At 62.1% G+C, this 18,282-nt stretch carries 20 protein-coding genes; 10 read left to right on the plus strand and 10 right to left on the minus strand.

Features of this window, described 5'->3' with window-relative positions:
- Positions 1 to 61: 61 nt before the first annotated feature.
- Together QZ650_RS02515 and uppS are read left to right on the plus strand one after the other, a co-directional pair.
- Positions 62 to 1,093 carry a radical SAM protein gene (locus QZ650_RS02515; protein ID WP_292518172.1) on the plus strand — a complete coding sequence of 344 codons (1,032 nt, stop codon included), beginning with the start codon at positions 62 to 64 and terminating at the stop codon, positions 1,091 to 1,093.
- Positions 1,074 to 1,853, plus strand: coding sequence for a polyprenyl diphosphate synthase (uppS, locus tag QZ650_RS02520; protein WP_292518174.1), 780 nt, complete (start codon positions 1,074 to 1,076; stop codon positions 1,851 to 1,853). The genes QZ650_RS02515 and uppS overlap by 20 nt, the downstream gene beginning before the upstream one ends.
- 25 nt (positions 1,854 to 1,878) lie before the next feature.
- Here the strand turns inward: uppS and QZ650_RS02525 are convergent, their stop codons facing one another.
- Positions 1,879 to 2,469 (minus strand): undecaprenyl diphosphate synthase family protein, encoded by a 591-nt coding sequence (locus QZ650_RS02525; protein WP_292518287.1) that lies wholly within the window; start codon positions 2,467 to 2,469, stop codon positions 1,879 to 1,881.
- Positions 2,466 to 4,100, minus strand: coding sequence for a helix-hairpin-helix domain-containing protein (locus QZ650_RS02530; RefSeq protein ID WP_292522450.1), 1,635 nt, complete (start codon positions 4,098 to 4,100; stop codon positions 2,466 to 2,468). Before QZ650_RS02530 ends, QZ650_RS02525 begins: the two co-directional genes overlap by 4 nt.
- Positions 4,101 to 4,201: 101 nt before the next feature.
- On the opposite strand from QZ650_RS02530, the gene QZ650_RS02535 reads away from it, so the two are divergent.
- The 6 genes from QZ650_RS02535 (at position 4,202) to QZ650_RS02560 (ending at position 9,788) form a co-directional block, all read left to right on the plus strand.
- Positions 4,202 to 4,834, plus strand: a complete 633-nt coding sequence (locus QZ650_RS02535; RefSeq protein ID WP_292518178.1) for a metal-dependent transcriptional regulator — start codon at positions 4,202 to 4,204, stop codon at positions 4,832 to 4,834.
- Positions 4,831 to 6,681, plus strand: coding sequence for a ferrous iron transport protein B (gene feoB, locus QZ650_RS02540; protein ID WP_292518180.1), 1,851 nt, complete (start codon positions 4,831 to 4,833; stop codon positions 6,679 to 6,681). Before QZ650_RS02535 ends, feoB begins: the two co-directional genes overlap by 4 nt.
- A gap of 109 nt (positions 6,682 to 6,790) precedes the next feature.
- A complete protein-coding gene (gene dph5, locus QZ650_RS02545) occupies positions 6,791 to 7,543 on the plus strand; it encodes a diphthine synthase (protein ID WP_292518182.1) in 753 nt (250 codons plus the stop codon).
- The gene (locus QZ650_RS02550) at positions 7,540 to 8,109 is read left to right on the plus strand and encodes a DUF357 domain-containing protein (protein WP_292518184.1); all 570 of its coding nucleotides are present in this window, start codon (positions 7,540 to 7,542) and stop codon (positions 8,107 to 8,109) included. The genes dph5 and QZ650_RS02550 overlap by 4 nt, the downstream gene beginning before the upstream one ends.
- 148 nt (positions 8,110 to 8,257) lie before the next feature.
- Positions 8,258 to 9,298, plus strand: coding sequence for a flippase-like domain-containing protein (locus QZ650_RS02555; protein WP_292518186.1), 1,041 nt, complete (start codon positions 8,258 to 8,260; stop codon positions 9,296 to 9,298).
- Positions 9,299 to 9,341: 43 nt separating this feature from the next.
- Positions 9,342 to 9,788: a bifunctional nuclease family protein gene (locus QZ650_RS02560; RefSeq protein ID WP_292518189.1), complete on the plus strand. Its 447-nt coding sequence runs from the start codon at positions 9,342 to 9,344 to the stop codon at positions 9,786 to 9,788.
- Between the two features lie 26 nt (positions 9,789 to 9,814).
- Here the strand turns inward: QZ650_RS02560 and hisE are convergent, their stop codons facing one another.
- From hisE to QZ650_RS02575, 3 genes are all read right to left on the minus strand, one after another.
- Positions 9,815 to 10,108, minus strand: a complete 294-nt coding sequence (hisE, locus tag QZ650_RS02565; protein WP_292518190.1) for a phosphoribosyl-ATP diphosphatase — start codon at positions 10,106 to 10,108, stop codon at positions 9,815 to 9,817.
- Positions 10,101 to 10,541 (minus strand): NusA-like transcription termination signal-binding factor, encoded by a 441-nt coding sequence (locus tag QZ650_RS02570; protein WP_292518191.1) that lies wholly within the window; start codon positions 10,539 to 10,541, stop codon positions 10,101 to 10,103. Before QZ650_RS02570 ends, hisE begins: the two co-directional genes overlap by 8 nt.
- Before the next feature lie 80 nt (positions 10,542 to 10,621).
- Positions 10,622 to 12,088: a PAS domain-containing protein gene (locus QZ650_RS02575; protein ID WP_292518192.1), complete on the minus strand. Its 1,467-nt coding sequence runs from the start codon at positions 12,086 to 12,088 to the stop codon at positions 10,622 to 10,624.
- 535 nt (positions 12,089 to 12,623) lie between these two features.
- On the opposite strand from QZ650_RS02575, the gene QZ650_RS02580 reads away from it, so the two are divergent.
- Positions 12,624 to 13,247 carry a DUF432 domain-containing protein gene (locus tag QZ650_RS02580; protein ID WP_292518193.1) on the plus strand — a complete coding sequence of 208 codons (624 nt, stop codon included), beginning with the start codon at positions 12,624 to 12,626 and terminating at the stop codon, positions 13,245 to 13,247.
- The gene (locus QZ650_RS02585; RefSeq protein WP_292518195.1) at positions 13,247 to 14,104 is read left to right on the plus strand and encodes a mechanosensitive ion channel family protein; all 858 of its coding nucleotides are present in this window, start codon (positions 13,247 to 13,249) and stop codon (positions 14,102 to 14,104) included. The genes QZ650_RS02580 and QZ650_RS02585 overlap by 1 nt, the downstream gene beginning before the upstream one ends.
- Before the next feature lie 31 nt (positions 14,105 to 14,135).
- Here QZ650_RS02585 and QZ650_RS02590 read toward each other — a convergent pair whose 3' ends face one another.
- The 5 genes from QZ650_RS02590 to QZ650_RS02610 form a co-directional block, all read right to left on the minus strand.
- Positions 14,136 to 14,798, minus strand: coding sequence for an MBL fold metallo-hydrolase (locus QZ650_RS02590; RefSeq protein WP_292518197.1), 663 nt, complete (start codon positions 14,796 to 14,798; stop codon positions 14,136 to 14,138).
- A gap of 128 nt (positions 14,799 to 14,926) precedes the next feature.
- On the minus strand, positions 14,927 to 15,688 hold the full coding sequence (locus QZ650_RS02595; protein ID WP_292518199.1) for an SIMPL domain-containing protein: 762 nt from the start codon (positions 15,686 to 15,688) through the stop codon (positions 14,927 to 14,929).
- A gap of 183 nt (positions 15,689 to 15,871) precedes the next feature.
- A complete protein-coding gene (locus QZ650_RS02600; RefSeq protein WP_292518200.1) occupies positions 15,872 to 17,185 on the minus strand; it encodes a serine/threonine-protein kinase in 1,314 nt (437 codons plus the stop codon).
- The gene (locus tag QZ650_RS02605; RefSeq protein ID WP_292518202.1) at positions 17,175 to 17,972 is read right to left on the minus strand and encodes an FHA domain-containing protein; all 798 of its coding nucleotides are present in this window, start codon (positions 17,970 to 17,972) and stop codon (positions 17,175 to 17,177) included. The genes QZ650_RS02600 and QZ650_RS02605 overlap by 11 nt, the downstream gene beginning before the upstream one ends.
- 72 nt (positions 17,973 to 18,044) lie before the next feature.
- Positions 18,045 to 18,185 (minus strand): hypothetical protein, encoded by a 141-nt coding sequence (locus QZ650_RS02610; protein ID WP_292518203.1) that lies wholly within the window; start codon positions 18,183 to 18,185, stop codon positions 18,045 to 18,047.
- Positions 18,186 to 18,282: the final 97 nt, after the last annotated feature.

The raw sequence follows: 18,282 nt of genomic DNA on the forward strand, positions 1-18,282 counted from the left end.
CGCCTGCATCCCGGGGACCGCCAAGTCTTTTCTTCTTCGCCTCCCCATAGGTTAAGCACATATGGCACGGAAGTCGGGAGTAGCAGCACCTGGCGGGCGATACCTGAGCCCGGGATGCGTCCTCTGCCACCAGGGAGCAAAGATGGTCCTCTTCGTGACCGGCCGGTGTCACCGCACCTGCTGGTACTGCCCGCTCTCCCGCGAACGGAAAGGCCGGGACGTGGTCTTTGCGAATGAACGGGAGGTCTCGTCACCGACCGAGGCCATCGAGGTAGCCGAGAGCATGAGTGCTCTTGGGACCGGGATCACCGGTGGCGAACCGCTGCTTGTCCTCGACCGGGTGGTGGAGTACGCGAGGCGCCTCAAGGATCACTTCGGCCCGGACCACCAGATTCACCTCTACACGGGCCTCCCGCCGGACGAAGATGCGCTCCGGCGGATGCAGGGGCCGGTCGACGAGATCCGGCTGCATCCCCCGCACGAATCCTGGCCCCGGATCCTGGAGACGAACTTCGCCCGCTCCGCCGTCCTCGCCCGGCGGATGGGCTTTCTGATCGGGATCGAGGTGCCGGCGCTCCCGGGGATCGGGGCCCTTGCCGCCGCCCTGCCGCTCCTTGACTTCCTCAACATCAACGAGCTGGAGTGGGGGGAGACCTGCGCCGCCGCCATGCGCGAACGCGGGCTCGAACTCACTGATGGGCTGCACAACGCTGTGCTGGGCGCCTCCCGGTGGGCGGAGGAACTCCCGGCCGATCCGAAGGTGCACTTCTGTTCGTCGAGTTTCAAGGACTCGGTCCAGTTACGGGAACGGTTAAAGCGAATCGCAGCGAACACCGCGCGTCCGTTTGAAGAGGTGACAGATGACGGGACTGTTGTGTATGGGGTGCTTGAGCCGGCCGGCGATCTCGACGGGTTCCTGAAGAGCCTCGATAAAGACGACTACGCGGTCTGTGACGGGAGGGTCGAGATGGCATGGTGGGTGCTTGCCGATGAGTCTGCCGGGCTGCCGGGCAGGAAGTACGTCGTCGAACGCTACCCGAACGGAGGGATGATCGTGGAGGTGACACCGCTCGATGTTGCGAACGAGGATTGAACCTCTTTACGAGCGCTACCTGCGGTGGCAGGTGAAGCACATACCCCGGCATGTTGCGGTTATCCAGGATGGAAATCGCCGGTTCGCGCGGGAGCAGGGGCTTGACACGGCGATCGGGCACCGCCTCGGGGCGGATGCCACGGAGCAGGTCCTCGACTGGGCGTGTGAGCTCGGTGTGCGGTATATCACGCTCTACACCTTCTCGACCGAGAACTTCCGGAGGGATAAGGGCGAGCTTGCGTCGCTCTTCGCGCTCTTTCAGGAGAAGTTCGTCGCGATCCTGAAGGATGAGCGGGTGCATAAGAACCATATCCGGGTGCAGATGATCGGGGACCGGTCCCTCCTCCCCGACGACCTCCTCGCAACCATCGATGCGGCGGAGAAGGCAACCCGGCACTACACCGACTACTGCATCAATATCGCGCTTGCCTACGGCGGCCGGAACGAGATCGTGCATGCCGCCCGGTCGATCCTCGACGAGGTCAAGCAGGGCATCATCGATCCGGCGACCATCAACCCCGATACCGTCGAGAGCCACCTCAACCGGGGTGCACCCATACCCCCCGTCGACCTGATCATCCGGACCGGCAACGACTGCCGGACGTCCAACTTCCTTCCCTGGCTCGCGAACGGCCACGAGTCCGCCGTCTACTTCTGCGCCCCCTACTGGCCGGCGTTCAGGAAGATCGATCTCCTCCGGGCGATGCGGGTCTACGACCAGCGCATGAGGTGGAAGGAGAGCGCGGGCCGGTGGGGTTGAAGCTCGGGGTCTTCCGCCACCACACTCACCGCCCGAACCGGCGGGCACGCGACTGGTAGTCCCGGAGGGCGCGGAGGAAGTCCACTTTCCGGAGCAGCGCCCAGTTGACGTCGAGGAAGAAGAGCTCGGAGTAGACCGACTGCCAGATGAGGAAGTCGGTCAGGTGGTCGCCGCCGGTCTTGATGACGAGGTCCGGCTCGTACTTGAAAGTGAGGTAGGACTCCAGCAGGTCCTCGTCCACGGAGCCCGGGTCGATGCCGTCCTCGGCCATCCTTCTCACGCAGCCGGCGATCTCCTCCCGGCCGCTCTTCCCGATTGCTACCGCCACGTCCATTCCCTCCCCGCTGACCTCTCTTTCGTCCCGGTAGTGCAGTGTCAGGCGCGCGATCGAGGAGACCGCACGGATCCGCGGGAGGCATCGCTCCAGACTGGCCGGGTCATCGGTGCTGATGTGGAACATGACACTTCTGATCCCGAGGTCGCGGCACCACCCGGCGGCAACGTAGAGGTTGTCGGGAGCGTCGAGCATATCCTGCCCCGTGATCATGAAACAGATCTGTTCCGGGAGCGTGCGAAGATCACGCAGAAGGATCTTCTCGTAGAACCGGTAGATCACGAGCGCCACTCCAGCAGTCCAGATAAGGAGAGGGTATTTACGATATCGTCCGGGGCGCACCAGCCACGGCGCGCCAGCATGATGCCGTTCTTCATATTTGCGAACTCACCGGTGCGGTGGGCATCGGTCCCTGCAGCCAGTCTCACTCCCTTCTTCTTCGCATGCCAGATATAAATATCCTCAAGATCGAGCCGGTGAGGAGACGAGTTGATCTCAAGCGCGGTCCCCGTCTCCGCTGCATGGGCCACAACGCGGGGAAGGTCGACCGCGTAGGGCGGTCTCCGCCCGAGAAGGCGCCCGGTGGGGTGGCCGATGATATCGACGTGCTCGTTCTCCATCGCAGTGAGGATCCGCCGGGTCACGACGTCCTGGTCCTGGCCGAACCCCGAGTGGACACTTGCGATCACCAGGTCAAGGTCGGCAAGAATCCTGTTCGGATACCCGAGCGTGCCGTCGCTTCTGATGTCCACTTCGCTCCCGGCGAGGAGCTGGCAGGTGTGCCGCCGGTTGGTCCTCTCGATCGCGCTCTGCTGCTTTGCGAGGGCCTCCGGGCTCACTCGCGAAGAGTGGTCGGTGATGACGATATACTCGTAACCCCGGGCGTCTCCCGCCTCTGCCACATCCTCAAGCGACTGGCGGCCGTCGCTTGCGGTGGTGTGGGCATGGAGGTCTCCCCGCACGTCGCCGAGATCGACGAGGTCCGGGAGGGCGTGCCGGCGGGCAAGTTCGATCTCGCCCCGGTTCTCGCGCAGTTCCGGCGGGATGGCCGCCATCCCAAGGAACGAGAAGACCTCTTCTTCGCTCCTGAACGTATGGAGCCGGCCGCTTGATGCATCCACAAGGCCGTCGGGCGTGAGCCGGTAGCCCTCCGCGAGCGCCACCTCCCCGAGCCTCTCCAGGAACCCGGCCGACCCGGTGGCGCAGAGGAGCGCGGTGCCGCACCGGGCAGGATCGGTGAACCGGACGTTTGCGCGTGTCCCATCGGTTACGGCGGCGAGACGATCCGCGAGGGCGGCCTGATCGGCGGTCGTGACGATCTCGATCTCGCCGACCGTGGCGGCACCCCGGCGGTAACTTCCGGCAACTGTGTACTGTCCGTCCGGGAGGAGCGTCGCGACCTTCGCGAGCACCGCCTCGGCCTGCGGCCGGGTCATCCGATCCGGCATCCGGCGGAACTGCTGGATCCCTTTTGCGATCGTCCCCTCCTTCTTTGCCCCAAAGCCGGGGAGCTTCCGGAGCCGACGTCCCTTCACTGCCTGCTCCAGATCGTCGAGGGTCAGGACGCCGAGCCTCTTCCAGAGAAGGTGCAGGGTCCGGGGCCCAACCCCTGAAACATCGAGGAGTGCGATGAGCGAGCCGGGGATGGCGGCCTGCAGGTCGTTGAGTTCTGCAAAGGACCCGGTCCTGGCGATCTCCCGGATCTGCCCGGCTATTCGGTTGCCGATACCCGGGATACGGGTGAGTTCCTCCTCGTCGAGTCCGGCAACCGGGAGGGTGAGCCGCTCGACCTGCCGCGCCGCCCGCTCGTAGGCCTGGACCTTATGCCGGTCTTCTCCTGCGATCTCGAGCAGGCGAGCCATGAACGCGAGCCGTTCGGCAACATCCCTGTTTGTGATCTCTTTCTGGCTCATCATCGTCGTCATCCCCGGTAGTGAATTCAGCGTTGCCGGCGCCCCGATCCCTATGGCACCATACAAATCCATAAACTGCCATACGATAAAAAGAATGTAGCATGCTCCCCTCCGCATTCGAGGATTATCTTGAAGCAATCCTCATGATCACGGAAGACGGCAGGCGTCCGGCGACGCTCGCGGAGATAGCGGCCGCCCTCGGTACCGGGGCAGAAGTCGCCCGGACGACCATCGCCGCGCTCGCAGAGGAAGGATATCTGGAGCACGTCTCCGGCGATGCCGTCAGGCTGACCACGAAAGGGTCCGCGGTGGCGTCGCGGGTGGCGCGGAAACACCGCGTCCTGCAGTGTTTTTTGACGGAGATGCTCGGCGTCGATGCGGACGCGGCGAGCAAGGAGGCCTGTACCCTCGAGCACGGCATCTCCGACGAGACCATCGATCGGCTCTCCTCGTACATGGACGGCGCAGAGCCCGCGCGGGGACGTATGGGGCGGTGCTGCGGCCGAAACGCCTGCACGCTGCTCGACTGCAAGGAAGGCGACACTGTCCGGGTGGCGATGATACGGGGACCGCGGCGGAACCGCAGGCTGGTCGACCTCGGTATCTTCCCCGGTGAGGTCGTGCAGATCCGGCGGAAGCTCCCGAACAAATCGGTCGTCGTCAGGGCGAAAGGGTGCGATATCGGCATCAGCCCCGAGATCGCGGCATCTATTGTCGTGGAGTCGTGTCCATGAGGTTTGCGCTGGTCGGCAACCCCAGCGTGGGCAAATCCCTGATCTTCAACCAGCTCACCGGCCTCGGGGTGGAGGTGAGCAACTACCCCGGGACCACCGTCGAGCTGCAGCGGGGCAACACCTGCTTTCAGCGCGAGATGGTCGAACTCGTGGACCTGCCCGGTGTCTACTCGCTGGATGGAGAATCCGACGAAGAGACACTGGTCCGCGAGTTCCTGGAGCAGCAGGACACCGATGCGGTCATCGTGGTGACCAACGTCACCCGTCTTGAGCGCAACCTCTACCTCCTCCTCCAGGTGGCGGAATACGGGATCCCGATGGTCGTCGTCCTGAACATGGCCGACGAGGCCGTGAAACAAGGGCTTGAGATCGATCCCGGCCCGATCCGCGACCTCCTCGGCGTGGATGTGATCCTGACTGCCGCCGCACAGGGAAAGAACATCGACCGGATCATACCGGCGGCCCTTGCCGCAACCCGGCCGGCGAAGGTGGAGATCCCGTACGACCACCATATCGAGGCGGCCGTCCGGAGCCTCGGCAAGATGTACGGGGCCGACCGGATGAAGAGCATCCAGGCGCTCCAGGGGATCGGCGAGAGCCCGGAACTCCTTGAGGCAGCACGAACGATCGCCGACGAGATCGAGTCCCGGCACCGGATGACGGCCGCCCAGATCATTGCGGCCAACCGGCACAACTTCGCCCACCGGATTGCCGACCTCACCCTCAAGGAAGACGTGATGGTTCCCCGTTCCGACCTTGACGGCATCCTGACGCGGGTCTTCCCGGGCATCCCCATCCTCCTCGGGATCCTGGTGGGGATGCTCCTCCTGGTCTTTATTGTGGGGACGTTCCTTGAGGAGATGATCGTCGAACTCTTCGACGTCTTTGCGGTGCAGCCGTTCCTCGCGCTGGGGCTCCCGCCGCTCGCCGAAGAACTGGGGATATCCATACTGCTCGCGCTCCAGGCGGGATTCGGGATTGCGTTCCCGTATGTCCTCCTCTTCTACATCGTCATCTCCGTCCTCGAGGACTCCGGGTACATGACCCGGGCGGCGTTCCTCGCCGACAACGCGATGCACCGGGTCGGGATGCACGGCGGGGCGGTCATCCCCCTCACCCTGGCGTTCGGGTGCAACGTGCCGGCCATCATGAGCGTACGGCTCCTGCACTCCCGGCGCGAGCGTATCATCGCCTCGTTCCTGGTGACGATGGTCCCCTGCTCGGCCCGGACCGTCATCATCGCCGGGATTGTGGCGGGCTTCGTCGGGCTCGGGGCGGCGTTCAGCGTCTACGCGATCGTCTTTGGCCTGATCCTCGTGACGGGGCTCTTCCTCTCACGCGTGGCGCCCGGAGAGCGCTTCGGCATGATCATGGAGATGGTCCCGCTCCGCCGGCCGGACCCGCGACTGGTGATGAGGAAAGCCTGGTCGCGCCTCTCCGAGTTCCTCTTCATAGCGATGCCCCTCCTCCTCGTGGGGAGCGTCGTCCTCGGACTGCTCGGGTTCTTCGGCATCATGACGATCTTTGAGGAGATCGTGGAGCCCTACACCATGGCCCTCCTCGGCCTTCCCGGCTACTCGGCGACGGCGCTTATCTTCGGGATCTTAAGGAAAGAGATGGCGTTTGAGACCCTCGCCATCCTTGCGGGCACTGCAGACCTCGGTGCGGTCCTCTCGTCCCTCCAGCTCTACATCTTTGCGGTCGTGACCGTCCTCTTCGTCCCCTGCCTTGCGACGATCACGGTCCTCCTGCGTGAGGTCGGCTCACGGATCACGCTCGCGATCACGCTCTACACTGTCGCTCTTGGTCTCCTTGTCGGGGCCCTTCTCTTCTATATCCTGGGATAGGCCCCCACCCCCCCGATCCGTTACCTCTACGATGCAGGAGCGCCGACAGTTGAGGGATGACGATGAACCTTCTGCGATGCTCTGCACACCCCCAGGGAGTGAGCCGGTCATGCTGACGTTCGTGGGCCTCGGGCTTTACGACCTCGGGGACATCTCCGTCAAAGGGCTCGACTGTGTCCGGAACGCCGATGCCGTCTACCTCGAGGGGTACACGTCGCGGCTGATGGGAACAGACGTTCCGGCAATGGAGGCGTTCTTCGGCAAAGAGGTCCGGGTGCTCGCGCGAGAGGACGTCGAACAGGACCCCCACGAGATCATCGAGCGTGCGACGAGCGGCCGGGTGGCGTTCCTGACCGGGGGGGACCCCATGGTCTCGACGACGCATGCCGACCTCCGGATGCGGGCGGCCGCTGCCGGGGTTGAGACCTCTATCATCCACGCCTCGTCCATATCGAGCGCGGTCTCGGGCCTCTCTGGTCTGCAGAACTACCGGTTCGGGAAATCCTGCTCGGTGCCGTTCCCCGCAAAGGGATGGTTCCCGACGGCCCCCGTCGAGACGGTTGCGGCAAACCTTGCTCTCTCCCTTCATACACTTGTCTACCTCGATATTCAGAAGGACCGCTACATGCGCATCCCGGAGGCGATTGCCATCCTTGAGGAGATGGCGGAGAAGCGCGGGATCGAGCCGCCCGCCCTCTATGTGGGGATCGCCAGGGCGGGGTCGGAGAGCCCCGTGGTCAGGGCCGGGACCGGTGCGAGGCTCAAGGAGACCGATTTCGGGCCGCCGCTCCATATTCTCGTCGTCCCGGCGGATCTCCACCCCATGGAACGCGAGTACCTGGAGGTCTTTGCCGGCCTATGAGCCTTCTGGAGTACGGGGCGCTCTTTTCAGAGGCGCTCTCGGGGACCCGGACCGTCGTCCCGGAGGGGACTCTCCTCTCCCGGTTGGCGGGGGAGGTGGTCGAGATGGCCGGGGCGTATTTGAGCGACGGGACGACGTTTCTTCGGACGGGCGACCCGGTGAACGCGCTCGCCGCCTTTGCCTACGGGCTCGGCTGGCTTGACGCAGGCGGCAGCCTCGGACTCTTTGAGCCGTCCCCCGCCCACCCGCCGGCAGGGGTGGAGGCGTGCATACCGGACTCGCAAAGCGCCCACCTGCACGAGAAGACCCACCGCTACCGCCGGATGCTCAACGATGCTCTCCTGGTGGTCGAGGCGGGCCCGGACGAGGCGAGCCCGCTTCATGCGGGGGCGGAGGCGTTCCGCTCGGCGGCAGAGTCCTGGTATACGGAGGGAGTGGAGCGCCTTGAGGCCGGCGATCTTCCAGGGGCGCTTGCCCGGTTCAGCTACGGGTATGCCTGGCTTGATGCCGGCATCCGCGCGGGGCTTTTCAGAATAACCGGTGAGCGGGGTCTTTTCACCGTCTAAGGGTCCATCCCCCTGCTCGCCATAAAACCATCGTTATATAGTTCCTGGACAATACTTTATTAATCCGATTTCGGGCTTTTTCCTCAAGAAATTGCCCGATAATCCGCAACAATCTGCGGATAGCATCCGGTGCCCGGGAGCGTTGAGTATGAAGAGGTCTCAGTGGAAGTGGCTGCTCGTCTCGATCAGTTTTAGCGTCCTTGTGATGGCCGGGGTCCTCTACTTCACCGTCGATGAGATGACGGTCGAGTATCTCAGCCGCGTGAGCCCGCTCTATCTGGCCCTTGCTGTCCTCTTCCACATCGTCTCGCTTGTTTTCTGGGCGCTTCGGATCCAGTTGATGTCGGGATCGCTCGGATACCGGGTGCGGTTCATGCACTGCCTGAACCTGGTGCTCGCGAACATGCTTGTTGCGGCGGTCACCCCGTCCCAGGCGGGTGGCGAGCCAGTCCGGGTCCACGAACTCTACCGGGCAAACGTCCCGGTCGGGGACGCCACCGCCGTCGTCGTGATGGAACGGATCCTCGACGGGATTGTCCTTGGGGTGCTTGGAGCCATCTCGATGCTCTTCCTCGGACGGTACTGGAGCAACCTTACCTCCGGGTTCAGCGGTCTGAGTTTCATCATGTACGCCGCCTGGATCTCCGTCATGCTCTTCGTGCTGGTCTTCGTCTACTCGGTGAAGAACCCGGACCTCCTCAAAAGGGCCCTCAAATGGATATCACGATGGATCGACCGGCGCTGGCATTTGAAACGGCTCGAGAGCCTGCTTGATACGATCGATCGGGAGGTGGACAACTTCAATGCGGGGCTTGTCAAGTTCGTGAACCATGGAAAGAGCGGTCTTGTCTGGGGTTTTATCTTCACGCTGCTCTTCTGGCTCTCGGAGTTCGCCATCGCATCGCTGCTCCTGGTGGGCCTCGGCCAGTCGCCGTACGTCATCGAGTCGTTTGTTGTCCAGCTCGTCATCGCCATCATCATGATGATCCCCCTCACCCCCGGCGGCTCGGGGGTTGCTGAGCTCGGCGCCACGTCGCTCTACAGCCTCTTTGTCCCGTCGTCGATCGTGGGCGTCTTTGTCCTCCTCTGGCGGCTGATCCTCTACTATCTCAACATTCTCCTCGGCCTGCTCTCGAGTCTCGTCATTGTGCGGCGCGAGTTTCTCGCCCGCGCAAAAAAACAGCGGTGATTGACCCCAAGGTTTAAACCCCATGAGCTCATGTCAGGAACACATGACGGCTCAAAGTTGCAGGGTGCAGGGCGTCTTCATGTCGGTGAGCGAGATGGGAGCAGCACCGACAGTCGTCCTGGACGCCGGGGGTGACAGCACAATCCCCATATATGTCGGGCTCTGGGAGGCGATCTCGATCAGCAACGCCCTCAATAGCGAGATGCTCCCCCGGCCGATCACCCACGACCTCATCGTTGAGCTGTTTCGGAACTTTGATATAACCCTCGATGCCCTGCACATCGATTCCCTGGAGGAGGGGGTCTTCTACGCCAAACTCCTCCTCCGGCAGGGTTCGCGCACCGAGATCATGGACTGCCGGCCGAGCGACGGGATAGCTATCGCTCTGCGGTATCGTGCTCCCATCATGATCGAGGATACGGTCGTAGAGTCCGCGGCGGTGAAGAAAGACGACCTCCCGCGGATGGTGGACCTGAAGGAATATCTCTGAGGCTCCGCCGGGAGAGCCCCTTGCTCTTACTTGCGGCGTGCGGCGAGTTCGTCGAGCACGTCCGCCACGTCGGTGCCGGATGCCTGAAGGGCCACCAGGAAGTGGAAGATGAGATCCGCGGCTTCCGAGACCGTCCTCTCGGGGACCTGGTTCTTGGCGGCCAGGATGAACTCGACCGCCTCCTCACCGACTTTCTCCAGGGATTTGTCGACCCCTTTCCTGTGGGTCAGGACCGAACTGACGTAACTCTCGGCCGACGGGTGCTCTGCCCGGTCCTGGATGACCAGCCAGACTTCTTCAAGAACCTTCCAGTCACGCATGGGTATCCCCCGCCGCGAGCACCTCGCCAAGGTCTGTCTCGAAGTACCGGGAGAGGAGGCACCGTGCTTTCTCGATGGTGCAGCCGCCTTTCCCGATGGCGATGCCGAGATCACTCTTATTGATGTAGACCGTGAGTCTCCCGTCGTTGTCCTTGTTGATCCCGACGACGTCGGCCGGTTTAAACACGTTCTTCGCGAATTTTTCGATCTCTGGAGAATATTCGACCATCTCAATACGTTTCCCGAGGACCCGCTGCATCTTGCGGATGTTGCTTCCTTTCCGACCGATAGCGAGGCCCATATCTCCTTCTTTTATGAGGTATACTATGCGGTCGAACCGTTCATCGATAATGCAGTCCAGCGCGGTCGCCCGGGTAAGAATTCGCAATTCTTCGATATATCTTCGTTCTTTAAAGCATATTGTTCGTATCATTGAAGCAGTCCCCAATGGGAATGATGCGGTATGATATAGTCGCTGGGAGAATATATATTGCGTCCCCCTGAACCGGGGGCCTAACATTTCTGCAGGATAACCTTTATTGCCGCTCCTTCCTCCGGTTTGCCCGGAACCCGGTCCGCCGCCCAGACGCGCCCGCCATACCGGGTTACAAGGGTCTTGACGATGTGAAGCCCAAGACCCCTGCTTCCGGGCGTGGTCTTCCCCTCACGGTTGAAGCGATCGAAGATGTTGGGTTTGAGGTGATCCGGTATGCCGATCCCGGTATCGGCGATGGTGAGCGTCACGATCTCCGCGGTCTCCATGACGGATATATCGATCCGCACCTTCATGCCGCCGAACTTGATGCTGTTGCTGATCAGGTTGGATATGACGTGTTCGAGGAGAGGGTTTGCCCAGACCATGTGGCTCCCCGGCTCGTACCGGATATCGATCCCCGCGTAACGCCGTACCTGGTCATGGATGACGCAGTCGAGATCGACCGGCTCCAGGCGGACCTGGTGCTTGTTGAGTGTGTTTAAGAGTTCAACGTTCTTGATGACGTTGATCCCCTGCTCGACCGTGTTCTTGACCCTCTGTGCGAGTTCCGCCTCCTCGCCCGAGAGCCGTTCCCGGAGCATCTCGATGATCGTTGCTGCAACCATGCTGGTGTTGTAGATGTCGGTGCCGAGCAGGTCGAGATAGAGGTTTGAGAACTGGCTGGTCTCCTGGAGGGTCCGTTCACAGAGGAGGTCCCGGGTGATATCGCGGCTGACGCCGGTGGCTGCCATGATCCTCCCTGCAGGATCGTGCAGGGGGTGGATGGTGACGTGGAATGACCGCTGGTCCCCGTGCCACAGAAACGTTCGGGTCTCGGATACGACCTCTCCTGCCTCGACGACCCGGCGGGCAGCCCTGACAAGGAAGTCTGCCTCTTCGGCCGGCAAGAGGGCATGGGGGGTCTTCCCCACGATCTCGTCCGGGTTTACGCCCACGTTCCGGCCCCCGGTCCAGAAGAACTGGGTGAAGATGCCGTCCTGGCTGAGCGTGAAGATCATATCGGGCAGGGCGTTTGCCAAGATCTGCACCTGTTCTCGCGATGACTCTTCGACCGGTGGCTCTCTGGGAGTATCCCGGAGCGTCTCGACCGCCCCGATCTGTCGGCCGGCGGCGTCGCGGAGAGGGGCAGCCATACAGACAACCTCTCTGCCGGATACGAGGGTGATGCGTGATTCGGCGAGCCGGCCTTCACCGTCGTGGGGGAGCAGGCGGTAGTGGTCGCTCCCGGGCTCGCTCTCTGTCAGGATACAGTCCGCCAGTGTGGGGCGACTCTCACCGAACAACGCCTCCCCATGAGCGTAATTGCCTTTCCCGATGATATCCTCCGGAGAGACCCCGGTGTACTGGACCATGCCATCGTTCCAGACGACCACCCGTCCCTCGCAGTCGAGAACAAGTGCCGGCTGCTGGAGGTGGGTGAATATACTCAAGGGTATCTGGCTGTGACTCATGGGTTCCCTGATCTTTTCCTGGTCTATCTTCACACGCATCACCTGCAAACGGTTCTCGGCCGCATGGAGCCGCGGAAACTCCCTCTCCCGGAAGGGTCATCCGTCTCGGCAAATACGACGTCCTTTGCTTCTTACTTGCACCGGTCCCTGACGAGACCCCCGCACCTTGCACCAGTCAACCCAGGAAGGCGAAGAAAGCGGGGTATCCCCAGAACCGGAGAGACATATAAAAAGTGTCTGGGACCGCCGCTTAAAAGAGTGTCTATTTATTTGTTTCAGAATATGTTGTGATGAAGATTTATTATTTATATTTTTCTAGATCACTCCCCGCTATAACGGTCAGAGTTGGTACAACGCGTTGATTTAACGCTGAAAATTTATTATCAGGGCACTTAATGTGCCTTTTTGAGATTGGAACCGGGAACGCAACAGACCGATAGTTTCCGTTATTGAAGTAACTTAATATTTGAGTATTTGCAGAGTATAGGTGATGTTCGGACGCTATAATGGCACATTTTGCCGCGAATGCGGGGACATTTCGGTTGAAACCGATGTGGTGAACGGTCTTTTGACCTACCGGCGTCGGTGCGAAGGCCGGACGTTCGAGCGGATCCTGGTCTCAAAGACGGGTGAGATCGTCATCAGCCCGGTGGAGCCGCACAACCTCCCTGAGAATATCACCGAGTTCCTGCTGATGGAGTTCTCTCCGATAGTCATTGAGCCGGATGCCACCCAGACGGTCTACCTGAAGTTTCCGGTCGAGATCGGTGTCTTCTTAGAGTCCGCGAAGGACATCGATGTGCTGGATATCTTCGGCCTTGGTCCGCAGAAGTATACGCTCTACGGCTCGCCGACGAACGGGCTCATCGCCCGATGTTACCGGAGTGCGGTCTACCCGGAGATCCCGCCGGTTGAGCCGTTCCGCGAGGGAGTGCTGAAACTCTGCATTCATAACGCATACAACGAGTGGGCGGAGGTCTCGTGCGCAGTCTTTGACAGCACCGATATGAAGATCTACTACGACAATTATGTCGCGGCCTCCGCAACGATGAAGATCGTCTCCAAGACGCTCGCGGAGACGGACTTCGTCGACGCGCCCCTCCGGCCCGGCATGACGAAGGCTATCGAGCTGAATGTGGCCCGCAAGATCCCGGTTCTCGATCGGGGTTACCTGATGGAGTGGGGATACTGATGGCGTTCAACGTGACCGAGGTCCTGGAGATCCCTATCGGGGTCGGCACTATCACCCTCGAAAACATACTGTATTTCGCCGTAATCCTCACCATCGGCGTGACCGTCGCGAGGATTGTCTCGACGAACGTCCGCAGAGCCCTCACGGAGCGGCTGCCCAAGAACGAGTCCGAACTGCTCGCAAAACTGGTCTACTACATCATCATCCTCTGGGCGTTCGTCTTCGCTCTCCCGCAACTCAACTTCGACCTCTCCGGTCTCCTGGTGGCCGGGGGTGTCGCCGGTCTGGTCATCGGTTTTGCCAGCCAGAGCGTCGTCTCGAACCTGATCTCGGGCCTCTTCCTGATGTTCGAACGCCCGATCAAACTCGGGGACAGCATAAACGTCGCGGACGTGAGCGGCAATGTCGAGGATGTCCGCGTCCTCTCGACGGTTGTCAAGACATACGACGGGATCTACGTCCGTATACCGAACGAGACAGTATTCACATCGAATATCACGAATTACGTCCACAATGCAGCCCGGCGGTTTACATACGAGATCGGTATCCGGTATGAGGACGATGCCGATAAGGCGATCCGGATCACGAGGGAGGTCATCGCGAACCATCCCTTCGCTCTGAAGCACCCGGCGCCATCGGTCTTCGTCGACAATCTCGGTGATAACAGCGTCAACCTGACCGTCTACATATGGGCGCCGGCCCGGAACTGGTGGGATGTCAGGACGGATCTCCTCTGGAAGATCAAGCAGGCACTTGAGGCGAACGGTATCGAAAAGCCTTTCCCGCAACGGACCATCACGTTTGCGGACAACCTTGAGGTGAAGAACCGGGCTGCCGGGAAGAAAGGGGACGATTGAGTCCCTGAAAATAACCAATCTCAAACTCTTTTTAGAAACGGTGCACCTTCCCGACCCCTCCCGGCCAAAACGACTCCGGGTAGCGTGCCTGGAGTTCTGCAATTTTATCGGTGCAGTGGGACGCGGAGAGGTATTTCACACCGGCGAGGGTGTCGATATCCTCGCCGGTGACGGTGTGCAGCCCGCCGATGACGCCCCATACCGGTCCAACCTGTGAGATCCGTTCGATGATCCGGCTGATCTGCGGGTGCGCGCACCCGGTGACGATGAGAAGACCGCCCGGTACGGTTATTACGAGCGACTGCTCCCGGATGCCGGTCCCGAGCGGCCCGGTCACGGCGATGCCGTCCGCGATCCCGGTCCATCTGCGGATGATCCGCGGTTCGGTGTATTCCCGGATCAGTCCAAGAGTCTTCTCCGAGAAGGCGTCATGGACGTAGACCTCTGTTGACGGGTTATCGGCGAGAACCGTCGCGATCCCGCCGATGTGGTCGTGGTGGTCGTGGGAGAGGACGAGATGCCGGACGCAAGCCGGGTCGATCCCGAGCGTCTGCATGTTTGCGGCAAGCACGTCCCCGCGCCCCCCGGTGTCAAAGAGCAGCCCGGCATCCTTGATAAAACAGGAGAATCCCCAATCCGTGGCGAGATCCGGCCGGAAGGGGATGTTGTTGTAGACCTCGATGAGAGTGGGCATCAGAACAGACTCCAGACATCCGGTCTCTCGTCGGGAACGATTATGCTTCCCGATGAGGTAATCGGAGGTCGGGCCCGGGGCCGGAGAGCACCCGGACCTGCAGACGAAAATGGGGGTTTTGGGTAGAATCAGGAGATGATGTAGGAGATTGAGACGGTTGCGGTCACGTCGATCTCACCGGCCTCGAGCGGTGTCGGGGCCGCTGCTCCGCCGGCTGCCTTCTCCATGCCCATGACGCGGTTGTCGTAGACCAGCGGGATGTAGTTGTTTCCGACGTTGACCTCTTTGACGTCGATGATGGTCTTGCCGAGGGCCGCGGCAACCGCGTCTGCGTCGCCCCGCGCCTGCTCTACGGCGGCGGTCAGGGCCTGCGACCGGAACTCAAGCTGCCTGGCGTCACTCAGGGTGAACGCGAACCGATCGACCCGGTTTGCACCGTTCGCGACTGCAAGGTCGACGATCTCGCCGGCGCGGTTCACGTCATTGAGTGTGACCTCAACGGTGTTGATGACCCGGTAGAACTGGATCCGCAGATCGCGGGTCGTCGTGTCGGCGGGAAGTGGCCGGTTGTTGTTCTCGGTCACCGGGATGATGTTGTAACTTGCGGTCCGGATATCCTTCTCCGGGATGCCGGCGTTCTTTAAGGCGTTGATCACGGCGTCCATCTTTCGGGCATTCTCCTGCTGCGCCACTGTAACGTCGGCGTTCTCGGTCTCGACCGCGAAGAGAATGATGGCCTGGTCGGGTGTGGTCGTCACTTTGCCCGTCCCGGAGACGTGGATCAGTTTGTCCTTGGACTCCTCCTCCGGCATCTGTGCGGTGACGCTCCCGATCACCGCGGCGCAGATGACCATCAGGGCAAGCCCCAGAAGTGCTGTCTTTCCTCGCATAGGTATCAATCATCTTTTAATTCGGTGAAAATAAATATCTTGCTTTAACTACGATATTTTTCGTAGCTTTAACCGGGCGAATTATGAAAACGAGCGTTTTAATCTCGTTTCCCGGATCTCCTCACTCCCGGCCGGTCTTCGGCACCTATCCGGCCGCCGCCATCAGGTGGGTGAGAAGACCTTTCACGATCCTTCATCCCCTTCGCCGCCCGTTACGGCATTGATTGCATCGAGCACCTCTCTGGCGGACCGGTAGCGGTCGGCAGGCTCTTTTGCGAGGCAGCGGAGAATGATTCCATCGAGCCTGGCGAGGGCGGGGTCGACCTCTGAGGGGGGGACCGGCTGCCCGTTCAGGATCGCCCCGGCCATCCCGGCGATGCCCTCGCCGGCATAGGGGGCCATTCCCGTCACCAGCTCGTAGAGGACGGCGCCGAGCTGGTAGATGTCGGTCCCGGCCCCGGCCCCGGTCTTCCCGAACCGTTCCGGGGCGATCTGCTCCGGGGCAGCGTAGGCGAGGGTGAACCCGGCGGCGCCGGTCTCCCGGCTCGTTGCGAGTCTCGTGCTCATGCCCCAGTCGGTGATCTTCGGCGTCAGGTCGTCGGCGAGGAGGATGTTTCCGGGCTTGATGTCCCGGTGGACGACGCCCCGCTCGTGGGCATAGGCAAGCCCGGCGGCGATGCCGGCAGCGATCCGGGCGGCGGTCCCGACCGGGAGCGGTTTATCGAGGTCTGCGAGGCTCCGGGGCAGGTACTCCATCTCGACGTACGGGACCGGGAGGATGTTGACCGAGTAGACCTGGACGATGTTAGGGTGGACGAGGTCCTCCCAGAACCGCATCTCCTTCATGAACGTCTTTCCGGTTGCCTCGTCGTAGGTGACCGGTATCTTCACCGCTACGGTCCGACGGTCATCGCGCCTGACTGCGGAGAAGACCTGTCCGAGCCCGCCCCTCCCGACGAAGGCGATCCGGTCGTAGCGCTCTCCAAGTTCCGGCGGGAACCCGGCCGGACGGGAGAGTTGGGTCCGGTATGCGCCGGGCAGGATGGTCGCGCCTGCCCGCGTTTCGCCGCCGGCACCTCTTTCCTCCGGTTCCATCAGGTATCGGGCACCAAGCACGGCGGCGCCGGCGAGCAGGATGAGGCCCAGTCCAATCCCGCCCCAGCCGGAGAAGTCTGCGACCGTCGGCCCGCTCCCCTCTTCACCGGCTCTTCCGGCCTGCTCTTCTCCCGGGGTCCCGGCAGGTGTGAGCGAGGGGAGGGGGCTCGGTGTCTCTTTGGGTTTACCCTTGCCCTTATCCTTGTTCTGGCCTGGGGCTAACCCGCTCTTCCCGGGAGCGGTGGTGACGTCGTCGGCCGGCGCTTTGCCCGCAGCCCCGATGGCCGGAACGACGCCGTTCGTGTCCCCTGGCGGTCCACCCGCTCCCGAGACGGCCGGAGCGATCGCAGCGAGGAGGAGGGCGGCGGCGAGGAGCAGGACTGTCGCCCGTTCAGGCCGCATCCGCCGCCGGCACCCCCCCGGGAACAACGAAGACAAGGGTTGCCCCCGGCGCTCCTTTGGCGAGTTCGACAAGGTCGCCGTCGTGGAGTTCTCCCCGCGCGCCCCGGTCGAGCGGCGCGCCGTTCACGAACGTGCCGCCGGTGCTCCCGCAGTCCTCGATGAACCAGGCGCCGTCCCGCCGGGTGATCCGGGCGTGCGGTCGTGAGACACGGGTGACCGCCGCATACTCATCGCCGAGGACGATCTCCTGTCCGGACCGGCCGGGCGCGTCCGGGTCCGCCCGCCCTACGGCGATGCTGTCGTCTCCGAGCGGGAAGACCTTGCCGTCCTCCGCTCCCCCTAACAGGATGAAGACCGGACTCTGCCCGGCAAACTCGCCCGAGAACGTCTCCCGGACACCGGCAAGTTTCTTTGCGAGCACGGCATCCGTAAGCGTCAGGTTCAGGTTCGCAAACAGCCCGAGGCTTCTCGTGATCGCCTCAAGCCCTCCGGGCACGAGCGAGTACTTCCAGACCGGGCGGATCCCTTTTGCGGTCGGCCGGGAGAGACCGGCCTCTTTCCGGACGACCCCGATGCTCATGAGTTTGTCGAGGTGCTTCTTGGTGTTCTCGTAACTTGTCTCGATTGCGGCCGAGATCTGCCGGATGTCCTTTGGCTTGCGCTCGATAACTTTGAGGACCTTTAGACGTGTGCTGCTGCTCAGCACGTCCAGGTATTCGGAGAGTTCCTGCAGATCGTCGGTGTCCATATCAAGGATCAGTGTCCTTGTGTCGTCGTCGCTGGTCATAGCATCCCCTGCCGGCCTTCCATTGCTGTATATTTCCATATACGTAGCCTTTATGATTATGGGAACTATCCGTTAAGCGGTTGCCGCAGTAAAGAGGATTGTGCCGCCCACCGCGAGGAAGAGAGCGGTCATCCGGTCACTTCGCCGGGTGCTCCTCGTCTGGCAGCCTGGCGTCCGGTCGAGATCCGGAAATTCACCCCGGTGGGATGGCATGTGTCTTCCTCCTCGATGGCAACCTCCGGGATTCCTGGAGTGGCGGATGGCCGCGGGGGGCTGCAGTGCCCGCGCTGTTATCCCGTCCCGGGATTGC

Source organism: Methanoculleus sp., assembly GCF_020696975.1.
Taxonomy (GTDB): Archaea; Halobacteriota; Methanomicrobia; order Methanomicrobiales; family Methanoculleaceae; genus Methanoculleus.